The sequence below is a fragment of the Sulfitobacter sp. genome, assembly GCF_036960155.1.
In the GTDB taxonomy this organism is placed as follows: Bacteria; Pseudomonadota; Alphaproteobacteria; order Rhodobacterales; family Rhodobacteraceae; genus Sulfitobacter.
Window position 1 is genome coordinate 38,926 of sequence record NZ_JBALWB010000015.1, and the last position, 14,611, is coordinate 53,536.

At 53.1% G+C, this 14,611-nt stretch carries 14 protein-coding genes; 11 read left to right on the top strand and 3 right to left on the bottom strand.

The features are described 5' to 3' along the window. Positions 1 to 19: 19 nt before the first annotated feature. The 9 genes from V7775_RS21090 to V7775_RS21130 all read left to right on the top strand — a co-directional run bounded on the left by V7775_RS21090 (position 20) and on the right by V7775_RS21130 (position 7,392). Complete coding sequence (locus tag V7775_RS21090) at positions 20 to 1,132, top strand: transglycosylase SLT domain-containing protein (protein WP_443070153.1); 1,113 nt, start codon at positions 20 to 22, stop codon at positions 1,130 to 1,132. A gap of 92 nt (positions 1,133 to 1,224) precedes the next feature. Further along, positions 1,225 to 1,974, top strand: a complete 750-nt coding sequence (locus tag V7775_RS21095; RefSeq protein ID WP_335753968.1) for a type IV secretion system protein — start codon at positions 1,225 to 1,227, stop codon at positions 1,972 to 1,974. 14 nt (positions 1,975 to 1,988) lie between these two features. Next, positions 1,989 to 2,642 carry a virB8 family protein gene (locus tag V7775_RS21100; RefSeq protein WP_335753905.1) on the top strand — a complete coding sequence of 218 codons (654 nt, stop codon included), beginning with the start codon at positions 1,989 to 1,991 and terminating at the stop codon, positions 2,640 to 2,642. 1 nt (position 2,643) lies between these two features. Then, positions 2,644 to 3,342 (top strand): TrbG/VirB9 family P-type conjugative transfer protein, encoded by a 699-nt coding sequence (locus tag V7775_RS21105; protein ID WP_335753906.1) that lies wholly within the window; start codon positions 2,644 to 2,646, stop codon positions 3,340 to 3,342. After that, the gene (locus V7775_RS21110) at positions 3,339 to 4,706 is read left to right on the top strand and encodes a TrbI/VirB10 family protein (RefSeq protein WP_335753907.1); all 1,368 of its coding nucleotides are present in this window, start codon (positions 3,339 to 3,341) and stop codon (positions 4,704 to 4,706) included. The genes V7775_RS21105 and V7775_RS21110 overlap by 4 nt, the downstream gene beginning before the upstream one ends. Next, positions 4,706 to 5,701 carry an ATPase, T2SS/T4P/T4SS family gene (locus V7775_RS21115; protein ID WP_335753908.1) on the top strand — a complete coding sequence of 332 codons (996 nt, stop codon included), beginning with the start codon at positions 4,706 to 4,708 and terminating at the stop codon, positions 5,699 to 5,701. The genes V7775_RS21110 and V7775_RS21115 overlap by 1 nt, the downstream gene beginning before the upstream one ends. Next, positions 5,688 to 5,897 carry a hypothetical protein gene (locus tag V7775_RS21120; protein WP_335753909.1) on the top strand — a complete coding sequence of 70 codons (210 nt, stop codon included), beginning with the start codon at positions 5,688 to 5,690 and terminating at the stop codon, positions 5,895 to 5,897. Before V7775_RS21115 ends, V7775_RS21120 begins: the two co-directional genes overlap by 14 nt. Next, the gene (locus V7775_RS21125) at positions 5,894 to 6,295 is read left to right on the top strand and encodes a hypothetical protein (protein ID WP_335753910.1); all 402 of its coding nucleotides are present in this window, start codon (positions 5,894 to 5,896) and stop codon (positions 6,293 to 6,295) included. The genes V7775_RS21120 and V7775_RS21125 overlap by 4 nt, the downstream gene beginning before the upstream one ends. Before the next feature lie 11 nt (positions 6,296 to 6,306). Further along, on the top strand, positions 6,307 to 7,392 hold the full coding sequence (locus V7775_RS21130) for a type IV secretion system protein (protein WP_335753911.1): 1,086 nt from the start codon (positions 6,307 to 6,309) through the stop codon (positions 7,390 to 7,392). Between the two features lie 197 nt (positions 7,393 to 7,589). On the opposite strand, the gene V7775_RS21135 is transcribed toward V7775_RS21130, so the two are convergent. Genes V7775_RS21135 through V7775_RS21145 form a run of 3 tightly spaced genes read right to left on the bottom strand, consistent with a single transcriptional unit; the run spans position 7,590 to position 12,379 of the window. Further along, positions 7,590 to 9,665, bottom strand: a complete 2,076-nt coding sequence (locus V7775_RS21135) for a type IV secretory system conjugative DNA transfer family protein (RefSeq protein WP_335753912.1) — start codon at positions 9,663 to 9,665, stop codon at positions 7,590 to 7,592. Beyond that, on the bottom strand, positions 9,658 to 11,817 hold the full coding sequence (locus V7775_RS21140; protein ID WP_335753913.1) for a relaxase/mobilization nuclease domain-containing protein: 2,160 nt from the start codon (positions 11,815 to 11,817) through the stop codon (positions 9,658 to 9,660). Before V7775_RS21140 ends, V7775_RS21135 begins: the two co-directional genes overlap by 8 nt. Beyond that, on the bottom strand, positions 11,804 to 12,379 hold the full coding sequence (locus V7775_RS21145; RefSeq protein ID WP_335753914.1) for a transposase: 576 nt from the start codon (positions 12,377 to 12,379) through the stop codon (positions 11,804 to 11,806). The genes V7775_RS21140 and V7775_RS21145 overlap by 14 nt, the downstream gene beginning before the upstream one ends. A 671-nt stretch (positions 12,380 to 13,050) precedes the next feature. On the opposite strand from V7775_RS21145, the gene V7775_RS21150 reads away from it, so the two are divergent. Next, positions 13,051 to 13,764, top strand: a complete 714-nt coding sequence (locus V7775_RS21150) for an AAA family ATPase (RefSeq protein ID WP_335753915.1) — start codon at positions 13,051 to 13,053, stop codon at positions 13,762 to 13,764. Continuing rightward, entirely contained in the window at positions 13,764 to 14,459 is a 696-nt protein-coding gene (locus tag V7775_RS21155) for a hypothetical protein (RefSeq protein WP_335753916.1), read from the top strand. The genes V7775_RS21150 and V7775_RS21155 overlap by 1 nt, the downstream gene beginning before the upstream one ends. Positions 14,460 to 14,611 lie beyond the last annotated feature (152 nt).

Here is a 14,611-nt window from a genome sequence, read left to right on the forward strand (position 1 = left end):
CACAGTTACTGCGATTGGAATGATCTGGGCGTCTGCGGCGGTCAGCCAAGGCGTGCCAACCGTGGATCGAAACCTGTTTATCCGAAACGAAGCGGCCAACCTGCGTCGCGAAAGTGACTTAGCTACACAAGCCGAACGCCTTTCAACCACAGAAGCGATCTCCGAAATCGAACGCGAACAACTCGCTGTGCTGCAGCAGATACTCGATGCTCAATCCAGTTTTGGTGGGCAGGGCATTCTAGCGATGGTGAGCACCCTCGAAGATGGCACTCTGCCAGAGCAGTCGGCCGACAATTTATATTCCCCTATCGATGGCAATCCCGGTGCCAATCAAATGTTCGGGGACGCAAATCTGAATATCGAGCAGCTCATAATCCGCGTGGCGCAAGAAACCCACGGTTTAACTGGGGTAAGTCAGGCAGGTCTCACTGTCGTCCAGTGGCGGTGTCTCCTGCAAGCTCTGATCTGGCAAGAAAGCCGCTTCACGATTGGAGCGCGGTCCCCCGTCGGCGCCTTTGGCCTGACGCAAATCATGCCCGGAACCGCAGGCGATTTGGGCATAAACCCAGAGTACTATGACAGCCCATATCTGCAGGTCGAGGGTGGCGCGCGATACCTTTCGCAGATGCTGCGCATGTTTGATGGCAACATTATCCATGCCCTCGCTGCCTATAACGCAGGACCCGGCAATGTTCAGACTTATGGTGGCGTCCCGCCGTTCAAAGAAACGCAGCATTACGTTCAGGTCATCCCAGCCAAATACAATCACTACCTAACAAGGGTCGGTGGTATTGACGCACTGGGCACGATTGACCCCGCACTGCTTGCGCACTCGAACCTATCGATCACCGGCTCGGGTGCCAGCTTCTACGCTAACAGCTCGATGCAAAACGTTGAAGCTGCAGCCCTGCGCATTCAGAACATTGTGCGACGTATCGGTCAAACACAGGACGTTCAAGAATCCCTCGCCCTCAATACTTACGCCCGCACTGAATTGGTTCGGTTGGTGTCGACCCTGACCCGCCTCAAGGCCGTCCGAACTCGGCCACTGAGCGACGCGGAACTCGCGATGGCCGCCGCACAACTCAGGGAAAATCAGTTCATGGACTTCACATTGGAGGAACTCGACTAATGGAAATCTTTTCAAACAAGGGAGCCACATTAGGCTTCACAGTCAAAACCGTCGTTTTGTGCTCAATAGGCTTCACAGCCGCGACCAGCCTTATGGGGGGCGGCGCAGCCTTTGCGCAGGGAGTTCCAACCGTTGATACACGAAATATTGCGCAAGAGATCCAGCAACTACGACAAATGATCGAAGATGAGGTCCTGCAAAACGAACAATTGCAACAAGCCCTGAACCAACTCGACACGCTGCGCGAGCAGTACGCCCAGCTGCAGGAAACCTATGCAGCCCTTACCGGACTGATGGATATCCCAGAAATCATCACGACGCAGTTTGAAGCTGAGCTGAACGGAATTCTGGACCAAGAGTTCGGCGATATCCTCGCTACAATTGACGCTATCAAGAATGGTGACTGGTCTCGACTGGCGGGCAATGGTGCACCCGGCATTCAGACACAAATGACCCGCGTTCTGGCTGATGCAGGGTTTGACGAAGACACTTTATCACAGATGGCAAACAGCGGAGCGGCGGGTGCGGAACGCATTGCCCAACAAGCGACCACAGGTGCTGTCATGTCTGCCGCCGCCCAGAACAGTTATGAAGAAGCGGGCCAATCGTTGGAGCGTGTAGACCGTCTCGTTGGCATGATCGGTGATATGGAAGAGCTCAAAGACAGCGTTGACCTCAACACCCGTGTCACTGCCGAACTTGCAATCGCCTTGGTCGCGCAATGGCAGTTGGAGGCTGTGCAGACCGTTGGATCGGGCCAAGCCGGCGTTCTGGATGCCGCAACGCTCGCCGAAGAGCAGCAGTTCATGGATTTCACTCTCCCCACACTGACTGCTGATTGATTGAGGAACAGGGTGTGACACAGGAAACCGAGATCGTTGAAGAAGAGCTTATTTACGGCGCGCGGCGACGCGAACAGCTTTGGCAGAAGCTCGCGTTATCGGGTTTGGTTTTCGGGATTGTCGGATGCTTGTCAGCCGCAGCTGTTGCAATCCTCGATGTCGATCCAGACCCCATAGTTGTTCCCTATAATCCAGAGACAGGAATGGCCCTCCCTAATGCATCGGTTGGCGCTGTTCGCGTGACTGAGAATGAAGCCATTATTGAGTCCGTCGTCTTTCGCTACGTGACAGACCGCGAGACCTACAACCAACTCGACAATGATCTGCGCGTTCGCAGCATTCTTGAACGTTCTGATCGGGCCGCCGAAGCATCCATGCGGTCCTTATGGGACAGTGCAAATCCAAACTATCCACCAGAAGTTTATGGCGATGCCGGTCGTCTCGATGTCGAGATCCTCAGCATCAACCGGATCGGGGTGAACCGCGCACAGATTCGGATGCGTAAGCGTCTTACATCGCCCCAAGGCGTACAAGCAGGCCTTTTCACCGCGACGCTGTTGTTTGAATTCAGGCCTGAAGAACGTCGTTCGATTGATGACGTCTGGAGCAATCCATTCGGCTTCACCGTCATTGAATACGCAATCCGCTCAGACAGATTGGAGAACTGATATGCAGGCCCTTAAGCCAACCATTCTGTTTATCGCGCTAACCTTGATTGCCGCCCCTGCCCTCGCAGAATACATCCCGCGCTCGGGTGGTAACGACAACCGCGTGCGCGTCGCAACATATCAAGACGGTCAGGTTTACCGACTGAGCGTTAGCTTAACGCATGTGACGACAGTGGAGTTTGGGCAAGGCGAAACAATCCGTTCGATCATCGCTGGTGACACCGAAGGGTTCCAACTTGATGGTGTTCCCGGCGGACGGGCTTTTGCGGTCAAGCCAAACGCACGCGGCGTTCACACCAACATCACGGTTTATACCAATAGGCGCAGCTACTATTTCAATGTGACAGAGGCAGCGTCTCCAACCTACTACGTTGTCCAGTTTCGGTATCCTGAAGACAACGTGCGCCCAACGAATGCGGTCGCACAACAAGCCCCCAACTATAACTACGCAGCTAGTGATCAAACCGAGTTCACCCCAACGTCGGTCTGGGACGATGGCACTTTCACATATTTCCGCTTTCCGCGAAATGCGCCTGTCCCTGCGATCTTTCGATCTACCGCCGGAAGAGAACGCACGGTCAACAGCCAACAAATTGAGGACGGTGTTTTGCGTGTTTCGGGCGTCAGCAGCCAATGGGTTCTTCGACTCGGTGAAGAAGTGGTCTGCATTCAAGCTAGTGCTGGAGGATCAGGATCATGAGCGATCAACCCGATTTAGAAAAACGCTTAGCAGCATTGGAAGGTAGTTCTTCTTCATCCACCCGAAAGAGGCCATCTATGAAAGCGGCCTTAGCAGGCATCATTGGCATCGCAGCGATAGGAGGGTTCGCATATTTGACATTGCAGCCAACTGTCGATGTACCCCTACCGACAGCCCAACCAGACGAGTTCCAATCTGAAGGCGAAGGCTTTGGTGATATTGCTCCGTTTGTTCCGCCTCCCCCACCAGACCCCGAAGTCCAGATCGTGGAAACACAGGTCGAACCAAATGCGGAATTATTGGCGCAGCTCGCAGCGCTACAAACACAAATCGAAGCCTTGCAAAACGCCGAACAGCCGGTGGTCGAAGACGACACTGCTGCAGCAGATGCCATCAATTCTTTGAGCGAACAAATAGCTGCTCTTCAGGCATCATCGGAGAGTGCTCAAGAACAGTTTCAAAATGAACTTGAAGCAAGAGATCGCGAGTTGGAACGGTTGCGTATGGATCTTGAGCTTGCCCAGCTTCAGCCGCCAACACCCGCATCAAGTCCGTCTCAAAATGATCTGTTGGAGGTGGAGCAGCTTCGGCTTCAACGCGAGGAAGAAGCGCGCAGAATGGCAGAATTGGAACGACGGCGCGCAGAAGAACTGGCCTTCCAGCAAGCCCGAATAGAATCCCCGACCATTGCTTTTGGTGGCGGTGCTCCGGCCGATGGCTCTGACGCCCTCAGCGAACGTACACTCGGAGCCGTTCAAGATTTTGTTGTGAACGGGGCATTGCCGTCCCAAGTCACACAAGCAGAAGTCATCGCCAATCCAGCAAATACGGTTGTCCAAGGCACAATGATCCAAGCGGTGACCGAAACAGCCTTGGACAGTTCATTGCCCGGCGCGATACGTGCAATAATCTCAGAAGATGTCTATTCCTTTGACGGATCGCGCATTTTGATCCCGCGTGGGTCACGCTTGATCGGACGCTACCAGTCGGGTGTCGAAATTGCTCAACAACGTGTCACTGTGGCTTGGGATAGGATTATCATGCCCAACAACCAGACGGTGACGATTACTTCGTTCGGTGGCGATGAACTTGGTCGTTCCGGTGTGTCAGGTGTCGTCGACACTCGTTTTCGCGAACGCTTCGGTTCTGCTGCACTGATCTCACTTATAACCGCCCTGCCCGGCGCTGCTGCCGCTCAAGTTGAGGATGAGGCTTCCGCAGAAGTTCTGGAAGATGTTGGCGATGATCTGGCGGACAGCACTGACAGCGTGATTGGAGAATATCTCGCTATCGGTCCGGTCATATATGTCGATCAGGGTTCACGCATTACGGTCATGGTTGATCGTGATTTGGAGATATTCTGATGGCTTCAAACTACTTCCAAGTCAGCCTAGATAAAATCCCCGAAGCGAGGCAGGATGATGTCATTGAATTGTGTATCAACCCCGATGGCTCACTGTGGGGGGAGTTTCAGGGCGATCATTTCATGCGCCGCCTTGATACGGTTCTGACCAAAATTGACATTAAGGATCTTGCTTCCCAAATTGCTGACAAAGCCTCCACAGCGATGGGCAAGAACAAACCAATCATTTCTGTCAGCGTTCCCTATCATGGCCGCTCGATCAGGGCCCAAGTGATCCAGCCCCCAGCCGTCCGCGATGGTTACGCAATCGCGCTCAGGTTTTTCTCGACGCTTCCATTAGAAGACATTGAACTGAAGTTCCTATTTGGAGCTGAGCGTAGTTTGGAGGCCGAACGCCAGCAAAAGAATCTCGCTTTACGTGAAGTAGTTGCCGGTGGCGACATTTACGCAGCCACGAAGTTTTGCGTCGAAAACAAACTGAACATGATCGTCTCTGGTGGAACATCCACGGGTAAGACTGTTGCGGCGCGAAAAATCCTCGCGGACGTCCCTAATGACGAACGCATCATCACGATTGAAGAGGCAGCGGAGTTGGTTCCGACACAGCCAAATTCCGTTACGTTGATCTCTAACCGTGACTCGCCCGCTCAATCGGCGGACGTACTGCTCACATCGACTTTACGAATGAGGCCAGATCGCATTGTACTAGGGGAGGTGCGCGGCCAAGAGGCAATGACCTTCTTGGAGGCCATCAACACTGGCCACGGCGGCTCGATGACGACTCTTCACGCAGAGACGCCCCAACTGGCGGTTCAACGCCTAGCGATCGCTGCTTTGAAGACCGATGTGCCTATGACTTATCGAGACATGATAGAATACATCGAAAGCTCAATTGATGTCATCATCCAAGCCGGTCGCCATGAAGGAGACCGGGGCATTACCGAGTTTTATCTGCCCGGCACATCAGAGACAGGAGGCCAGAATGAAACAGTTTGAACATGAAGTTCTCAACTTAGACATCTCTACGGACAAAAAATATGCAGGGATGCAGCAGACCCTACGTGAATGGGGTGAAGTTGGCTTTGAAGTGATCTCAGTCGTTCCAGCAAGTCTTGGCTTCGATGTAGTAAATGTATTTTTTAAACGTGAGATCGTCAAACAAGCCACCGGAACTGGCGAGGCCGCAAGATGAAACTGATACATGTCACCTTCATCCTACTTGTGGCCGTCAATGCAAATTATGCAATTGCTCAGATCACTCCAACGTTAGGAAGTGAGACGCCGCGAGTATGTCCAGATCAACCGCCGCAACCTGAATGGGTAGACAGAATTCCGCTACGTGAAGCGCAAAACAAAGTGCTGATCCAGCAAATGTACCGCGCGCAAAGCATGCAAGCTGTTGCAGAAAGCGGTGATTGTTCTTGTGAAACAAGATTCCCATCGTGGGCGACCGCCGAAACCATTTTCTTAGAAGCTTATGCGAACTTGGACCGATGGGGTGCCACTGAGAGAACGGAGCAATATCGCGACATAGCGAATGAAAACCGAAGGGTTGCCAAACCGATCTGTGAGCAACAGGACAACTGGTAAGGAGCAGAAAGTTGAGTGTTGTAACTTACTTCGTCGAAACTGCCGAAGGATACCTGAACACTGCTGCTGAAACCCAATTTGGATCAGTTGCCGCTACTGTTGGGACATTGATAATTCTAGCGGCGACAATCCTTGTGATCTTCGTATTCATTAACATGGCGTATCAATATCGTTCGATGGATGGGCGAACTGCTTTTTGGCTTGCTCTGAAAATCGCGCTTGTGGGTCTCTTCGCGACAAACTGGGTTCAGTTCAACACTTTTTCATCAGCCATTCTCAACGGCATTGATAGTATCGCTGGCGCACTGGTCGGATCAGTCGGTGGCGGCACCCCAGGACCGTCAGGGACATTTGCCGAAGAGTTCGACAGTCTGATTGAGTCTCTCGGTGACTACCTAAACGCCGCTGGTTCCGAGTTAAACTGGATGGCCGGCGCCATGCTGGACATACTTGGGGTACTTTTACTTTCGATCCTTGGTGGTCTCGCCGCTTTTATTTTAGTCGCGTCGCGCTTAATGATCGCGCTCCTCATTGGTATCGCACCTGTGATGATTTTTCTGACGCTTTTTGATGTCACAAAAGACTATTTCGCACGCTGGCTCTCCGCACTAATTTCTTTTGCCATTTATCCCATTATTGTGGCGGGCGTTTTTGCAACGATAACGGGAGTGTCTCGCGCGTTGCTGGGAGAACTTGGCGATCCAGAAGGCGCTACTAATATTGGCGCACTTATTCCCTTCTTCATGATGGTCTTGATGGCCAAAGGATTCATCATCGCCACCCCGTTCATTGTGAGAGCCGTTTCTGGCAACATCGTAATGCCTGCGCTCACAAGCGGTATGGGAGGCACATATGCGTTTGGCCGCGCTATGGCAGGTAGTCAGCAAGCCTATAACAGACGCAGCGTAGGAACCGCGACGGGTCCAGAAATGCTTGCGATACGCGGGAGATCAATGCTTGGTTTGAGTGATCCAAATACAAGGACCCAGCAACGGCCAGCAACTAGCCCTGTTACTACACCACCGCCGCAACCAACCGGAACTGGTCAACAAATGCAGCGGATTCAGGCGAGATCCGATAGGCTTCGTGGTAAGTAGAGTTCAGTACAAGTCGACAGTTTTGAATTTGACATTAGAATTCTCTTATCTCAGGTTCTGAGTTGTTTTCTGAGATATGAGGACAGTAACCCACGGTGTCCTGACCGAAATCACGGGGCAACGTCGCAACCGATTGTTTGTGTTTTACGAATATATCTAGTTGTTCAGAAGATAGCGATTTGCGTGGCTGAGGCTTCCTACTCAGCCGCCGTAACAGAAACGCCCGTCTGCCGATCTTCAGCAAACTCTGCTTCCAGCTCTGATAGTTGTTCGTCGGCAGCTTGGAGTATTTCTAGATCAGCCTTTGTAACTTTCTCAAGGTCCGGACTTACGAGCCTGTGCTGTACTGCGTCATCCAACTTGGCCTGCGTACCCTCCAGATCACGAGTGGCCTGATCAACTGCTTTCGCACTTTTCTTACGTTTGGATGTCCGCAACTTGGTCCTATGCGGTTTAGCCCGCAACTCCTCAATCGACATCGGTTCACCTACTTTTTGGAGTTCGCTTGCCGCGACAAAGGCGCTCCCTGCCCCGACATCCGTTGATCCAGACTCGGACTGGTCCATCTCACCTTGAACCGCATCAATTTCTGGCAGCGGCTGTTCGCTGACAACCTCAAGCGCCAATGGCGGGAACGGCAACTCTCCAGTCTGTGCTGCATGAATTTTCTTGAAGAACGGATCATCGAAATACTGAATGCGCTTGGCGCGGATCGGCATCTGCGCATCCACAACGATGATGATGTCATCCAAAGGCAATCGGCGCACCTCATCTTCTGGCAACAGCGAAGTTTCTTCTGTCCGCTCTGACATACTGCGCCCCTCAAATGGATTGCGGCCAATAGACCTCGAACGAGTGACCACACGCTTTGTGGTTTTGCCAACAGCCTTGCTCAACTCCTCGACAGTCTTTTCATCCGATGGTGTCAGGTAGAGCTTTACACCCGCGTTACCCTGCAACGCACGCCTCGTGTTCTCACCATAGATCTCATCAAGCGCCGGAATGGTTTGCGTGACGATAGCCAGATGTCCGTTGTAAGACCGCAAGGTCTCAATGCTATCAGTGACAATCGGCATTTTTCCAAGACGATTAAATTCATCCAACATGATCATCACCGGCCATGGCTCATCTGGTCCAGGCTCTTTGTCCTGCATGGACGATATCAAGTCCGAGAAAAACAACCGGATCAACGGTGCCAGTGGTTTCACCATGTTCGGCGACACGACAAGATAGACAGAAAACGGCTTTGAGCGGATCCTTCTGAAGTCAAAATCAGAAACGCGGGTTGCTTTGTCGATGGCCGGATTGCTCCACTGATCAAGGCCCGACGTCATCAACAAGGAAACATAGGATGTCAGCGTGTCATTATTCGTAGAGGCCATACGCTCGAGGATGAGCTTGGCCGCACGGTTCTGCACTTCGTCGCGCCGCTTCATGAATTCCTTTTGCTTGTGTCCACCACTAGCAGTGATCCGATAGATTTCACCCAACGTTGGCACACCCCGCTCAAACGCCAGAAGACCGGCCGCGACAAACAAATCTATCCCGCCTTTCAAGAGGCCCTGAACACGGTCGCTGTCCGCTTGTAAAAACAATGAGGCCAGTAACTGCAGTTCCATCTGTTGGCGATCAGGATCAGCCATCTCGGCGATACGCAGTAATGGGTTATACTGGTGGCTGCGACGGTCATGCCAATCTGTCGGCGCAAACCGGAACACGTCATCCCCCTGCCCTGCTCGATGACGCGCAGTTGCCTCAAAGTTCTCGCCCTTCACATCCAAGACCACCGCAGAGCCATGGAACGTCAAAAGGTTGGGGATCACAAAGCCAGTTGTCTTGCCGCGCCCCGTGGGTGCAACAATCAAAGCGTGAGGAAACACCTTGGAACAAATGAGCTGCCCGTTGGCCTTCGCCTTCCCTAGTTTGCCAATGACAAAACCAGTGCCAGGCTCACTGAAAAATCCGTTTCGCCGCATATGACCGGCTTTTTGCCACTGTGTTTGGCCAAACTTGGTGAGCGCGCTCCCGGACAGCACAGCGCTGAGTAAAAGCCCAGCCAAACCAAAGCCGCCCATGATCAGGTTGGCAATCCGAAAATCAGCCGGTCGCCCGTCTTGAAGGCCAAAGTAGTTCTGGGCAAGCCAAAAGAAGTCGATCTCCGTTTTGATCCCAAAGTCCCGAAACGTCAAAACCGCTGTGGCCACGACATATCCAATCGCCACTGCTAAGAATGTTAGCAGCACTATGCCAATGGCGATCTTACCCTTATCCATGGGTCTGACCTTTTTCGGTCGTTCCATGTGTATGTTTCAGACGCTGAGCGTCATATTCTTCTTCCGCAATCTCGGAGACAACTTCGCGGGTAGCTTCACTGCTGGCAGTAGCCTCGTCAGATTGCAGATACGCCTTGGCGGCATGGAGACGATCAAGTCGATCATCGAAGACCTCTGCAAGGGCGTCGCTGTCGCCAGACCGCAATGCTTCAACCTGATCATCATCCAAGATGCGCTCAATCTCGCGACGGAATGCAGAGCCACTGCCGTCCTCGACAAACGGTGTGTTGATCTTGTCGTTGCGTTCATGGGCGATAACGCGCCGCAGCTCGGTGCTGTCTGCATTGAGATTGTCCTGACGGACTAGGTCTGTCGCGTCTCGGCGATTTTCGTCACGCGCATTAAGTTCATGTGAAGCCGCATAGGTAGCAGCCAAGCCATCCGCCAAATGATCCGGCATGTCAGGATATCGTGCCTTGAAATCTGCGGCGACGGCTTCCTCTATATTGAGCCGCCCATCTAACCGCCCCATAATCGCTTGAACTTCACGGTCAATCTGGTCCGCCCGTCGCGCGTCGATGATCTCGGCAGCCCGTCCGTCGTCATCTTCACGGTAAACTTGCGACGGCGAGGCCAGCAGTTCCGGATGTTTTGCCATGAACTCTTCTTGCTCAGGCTGTTGAACATCACGGAAGTAGTCCTCTTCACTATCCACGTCAGATTCGACCACGCCATCTACGCGAAGCACACCAGCACGTTCCAAAACCTGTCCCAATTGAACATGTGCCTCATCCAATCGATCAACAGCAGCCTTCAGATCTGCGTTCCGCTCTAGATTGAGGCCCTCACTTTCGGCGATTTTAGTCAAGTCATCCGCCAACCAGCGCTGCTCGAGCCATGCGTTGCTTGCCCCCACCTCTATACGTGCAGTCACCGACGACGCTGAAATCCCCGTACCGCGCAATGCAGTTTCAATTTGAGCACGGGTTTCCGGCTCTGACATGGAAGCCACAGCGTCCCTGTTGATGTTGATTTCGGAATAGACTCCGGTCTCAGACGCTGCATCGTTTAGGGTGAAGGAGCGCACGCCAACCGGCTGCATGTGAGCCACGTTGCGGTAAATTGCATCAAGCTGCTTTTCGTACTTTGCTTTCAGAGTATCGGGCGCGTCACGCACGAAGTGTTCAACCCGCTCTGCACGCTCGGCAAACCGCCCTTTCAAATCATCAAAAGAGTCCTGCGTATCCATGTAAACCTCTCCATTCTGTTCAAGGTGACCGCCGTGCGCCAACATCTCAACAGCGCGGAACAAGGCCTTTGAAATATCGTGACGGTTCTCTGCTGAAGCCTCTGCCGCCAGGGATCGATAAGTTCGAGCAGTGTTGGCGATGTCCGCGAGGGCTCGGTCCAGATCTGATCCAACCCGTTCACGTGCAATCGGTGATCGACCCTCAGACTTAGCGGCATAAATATCTTTGGTCCGTGGGGCATAGGTTACATCGCCACGATCAATGCGCCGCGTGGCCTCAAGCCGGACACCTACTTTCTCCGCTTCCTCAACCATCGCGATGCGAAAATCGTCGTAATTGAAGTGATGATCTCGCCCAAGATAGAAGTATTCGCCTTCTTGAGAGCGACGGTTCAGCACAACATGGGCATGGGGATGTGCCCGGTCTTCATGCACCGCAATCAGATAGTCAAAGTTGCGCGCATCATTGGCAAAGAACTTTTCGCAAACCCCAGCCGCAACATCGCGAACGTCTTCGCCTTTGGTTCCAACCGGAAAAGACATCAGCATATGTGTAGTATGGCCCATCTTGGGCCGGAATCCTTCATCCCATCGCGCACTAAACCGATCGGTAATGCTCTTAATTTCGGCAGCATTGAGTTGGGTCTTGCCGTCCAAAACACCCCTGCTGTCGACGATGTGCGAAGATTTGGTGGTAAGATACTCCAGCTGGTTTGATAGCTGGGCTTTAGTGTGACACCCGCCCGATTTGATCGCCTTAAACACAGCGGCACGATGACCTTTGGCAGCACGAACCATTTGAGATCGCTTTGTACCCAATCCCTGCATTGATCCGCGCACCTTGCTCCACCCTTCGCGGAAGATCTCACCCGTGACAGCGGTAACCGCATTATTCCTCTGCATTGGCCAGCTCCTTCAGGGCGTCGGTTGCAATCAAGCGGACGCCATCCGTCCGGCGACGGGTCAACAGGTCGACTTGATCAGCAAAGTCGAGAACAAAGCCCGCAAGGCTGCGCATCTGGGCAAGACTTGCGCGACCGAAGATTGGGCGCATGCCCTTGTTGTTGGCCTCGTTCATCCGCTTCGCGATCTGGGTGACATTGTTGCCAACGCGATTGAGCGCAGCGCGAAACCCGCGCAGTTCATCCGCGAGAATTTCATCCGGTTGGAACACACCGTTTGCAGATTGGATCAAACGCCGAAGCGCATCTGAGCGGTACTTGATCCCATGGAGTGACAGGAGCGCATCAAAGTGGTGCAACTCGTCTGGCGTTAGGGTGACGCTCACCGTTTCGGTACGAATGCCGCTATCACGCTTGCGGTGTTTGTCGCGATGGACCGTGTATTGGACGGTTCGTACTGTCACATCGAAGCGCTTTGCCAACACCCCAGACGATACTCCTTCGAGAGTTTCGCGGACGATTTCCAATCGCTCCAGATCAGATAAGCGGCGTCGAGACGGCATGCGAACAAAGACTCCCTATTTCCTGCCAACTTCATACAGCCAGTTTAGTTATGACGAAATTATAATATTGCGCCATAACCTATACGATTGCTAAATCGGATAGCTGAGCTGTATTCCGCTACTTTCGCCGCCCCACAGGCGGCCCTTAGGATCGAGCCTAGGTACGAGTCAATTTCATTTCCCGGCGCGAGGTTCAAAATTAACGCCCCTGAGGCCATGCATACTCAGTTCGCAGTAAACACCCGCCGCTGTGGCGTTATGGCCCTTTAAATCGCAGCTCAGCGCCTCTGATCGGCAATATTGACCTCACCTCTCTGTGTCGGCCATGGAAACAGGCCCGATTCGCCTCTTTAGGGCACGCGACACGCGATACGCGACACAGGACCGCCGCGCCGCATTGAAACTCATGAAGTGGGCAGCACGCCGCTTCAGCCAACCGAGCAATAGGTCTTGTCGTCACGCGACACGCGACACGCTTCAAGCAACACGCGACAATTATCACGCGAAACGGATCACGGACACGCGATATTACACACGCAACACGCGCCACGTGTTTTGTAGCACGCGATAATTGACACGCAGCACGCTGTACGCGATAAGTTGCACGCAAAACAATAAACGCGACGCGCTGTTTCGGACACGCGATACGCGACACGCAATGAGGTAGAGCAATGCCAAACGACAAGATGAAGGTCATCACGGTCATGAGCCGCAAAGGCGGGGCCGGAAAAACCACCCTCCTCCAAGCGCTCTTAAGTGCGGCCATCAAAGACGGAAAACGGTGCCTCGCACTTGACGCCGATCCGCAACAAGCACTGACACGGTGGTTTGAACGGGCCGAAATAAACAATCCGCTTGTGCGATGCGCGCAACTCGAAGTGTCTTCTGATCTCGAAAAATGGACAGATGAGGCCTGGGAGAAAGGCGAGACAGATATTGTCTTTGTGGACACTCAAGGAGCGGCAGGTGCATGGGCTGACGATCTCGCCGCATTCAGTGATGTGCTCATCGTACCAATGAAGCTCGGCGATACTGATCTGACAATCACGACCGACACTTTCAATTGGTACTGCGGGCTCAGAGAACGGACAGATGATCCCGAAAACCTTCCATCTTTCAAAGTTGTGCTTGCGGATGTTCCGAATAAGCTCACGGCCTCTCAGAAATACATCGAAGAAGTCGCATTGACGCGTTTTCCAATCATGGAAGACTACTTCATGCACCGCAACCAGCACATCGACGCGGATCGTTCCGGATTCTTGCATGACTTGGCGGATTTCCGACGCGCCCACAAATATGGATTATTCCGCAGCCACGCAAAGCTCTTCGACGAAGCTGTCGAAGAAGCCACGGCCATCCTGACCGAAGCCATGGGAGAGACATAATGGCACGACGCAAAAAGCCACAAATCAAAGGCACCGATCCATCATATGATCACAGCTTTGAACGGTTCCGTCCCATCCCAAACGACATGCCCCCTGATGTCGTGGTCCCAGGTGTTGCAGCTGAGAAAACCATTGTCGAAACTCCAAAACCCCAGCCAAAACCAGCCGGTGTGACTGCAGAAAAAATCGCAACATCCGCACCGGAACCAAAAAAGATCACTCGAACCAGACCAAGCACAACAGAACGGCAAACCTCGCCGAAGCCAAAGACCCCAGCAGTTCAAAAACAAAAAACCGACGCTGATGCCTCACGGGGCTCTGATGACCCACAGGAGGCGGGCGAACGCCAGACCACACTCGATGCCGCCGTAAAGGTCACGCAGGCAAAACAAATGGCCATCTTGGAAGAGAAAGGCCTCAAGATGAAAGACATCGTCACCTTGGCGGGACGCCGCGCAACAGAACGGTTTGTCCTTTCGCCCGACTTTGTCCCAAAGCCAGAGGCCGAAAGGCTGCCGATGAAACAGGGCTATCACACCTCCAAACGATTGCCCGGCTCCATTTTGGACGCCATGCGCAAAGAGCAAGACCCCCTTGGCATCAGTTCGGATCCCGCAATGGTCAGAGGGCAATTCGAACTTCTGTTTTGGTCCTGCCTTGATGACGTGATCAAAGAACTCAAAGCCAAATACTAAGCGCGGGCGCGGAAGTCCGCGCCCGATAATTCTTAAGAGGGGGAAGGAGTTTCGACTTCCTTCCCCCTGAAACAAAATAGACAAGACCGTCTTGTCGGCTGCGCCACTCTTGTCGATTTGGTTTCACCCCCATCCTCTCAAGCTCCGCGCAT

What these genes read in the sequence shown, in the direction of transcription:
- V7775_RS21140 (WP_335753913.1), bottom strand. Translation starts at nt 11,817, where the DNA reads ATGCAGAGGAATAATGCGGTTACCGCTGTCACGGGTGAGATCTTCCGC.
- V7775_RS21125 (WP_335753910.1), top strand. Translation starts at nt 5,894, where the DNA reads ATGAAACTGATACATGTCACCTTCATCCTACTTGTGGCCGTCAATGCA.
- V7775_RS21090 (WP_443070153.1), top strand. Translation starts at nt 20, where the DNA reads ATGATCTGGGCGTCTGCGGCGGTCAGCCAAGGCGTGCCAACCGTGGAT.
- V7775_RS21095 (WP_335753968.1), top strand. Translation starts at nt 1,225, where the DNA reads ATGGGGGGCGGCGCAGCCTTTGCGCAGGGAGTTCCAACCGTTGATACA.
- V7775_RS21105 (WP_335753906.1), top strand. Translation starts at nt 2,644, where the DNA reads ATGCAGGCCCTTAAGCCAACCATTCTGTTTATCGCGCTAACCTTGATT.
- V7775_RS21120 (WP_335753909.1), top strand. Translation starts at nt 5,688, where the DNA reads ATGAAACAGTTTGAACATGAAGTTCTCAACTTAGACATCTCTACGGAC.
- V7775_RS21145 (WP_335753914.1), bottom strand. Translation starts at nt 12,379, where the DNA reads ATGCCGTCTCGACGCCGCTTATCTGATCTGGAGCGATTGGAAATCGTC.
- V7775_RS21155 (WP_335753916.1), top strand. Translation starts at nt 13,764, where the DNA reads ATGGCACGACGCAAAAAGCCACAAATCAAAGGCACCGATCCATCATAT.
- V7775_RS21115 (WP_335753908.1), top strand. Translation starts at nt 4,706, where the DNA reads ATGGCTTCAAACTACTTCCAAGTCAGCCTAGATAAAATCCCCGAAGCG.
- V7775_RS21110 (WP_335753907.1), top strand. Translation starts at nt 3,339, where the DNA reads ATGAGCGATCAACCCGATTTAGAAAAACGCTTAGCAGCATTGGAAGGT.
- V7775_RS21150 (WP_335753915.1), top strand. Translation starts at nt 13,051, where the DNA reads ATGCCAAACGACAAGATGAAGGTCATCACGGTCATGAGCCGCAAAGGC.
- V7775_RS21135 (WP_335753912.1), bottom strand. Translation starts at nt 9,665, where the DNA reads ATGGATAAGGGTAAGATCGCCATTGGCATAGTGCTGCTAACATTCTTA.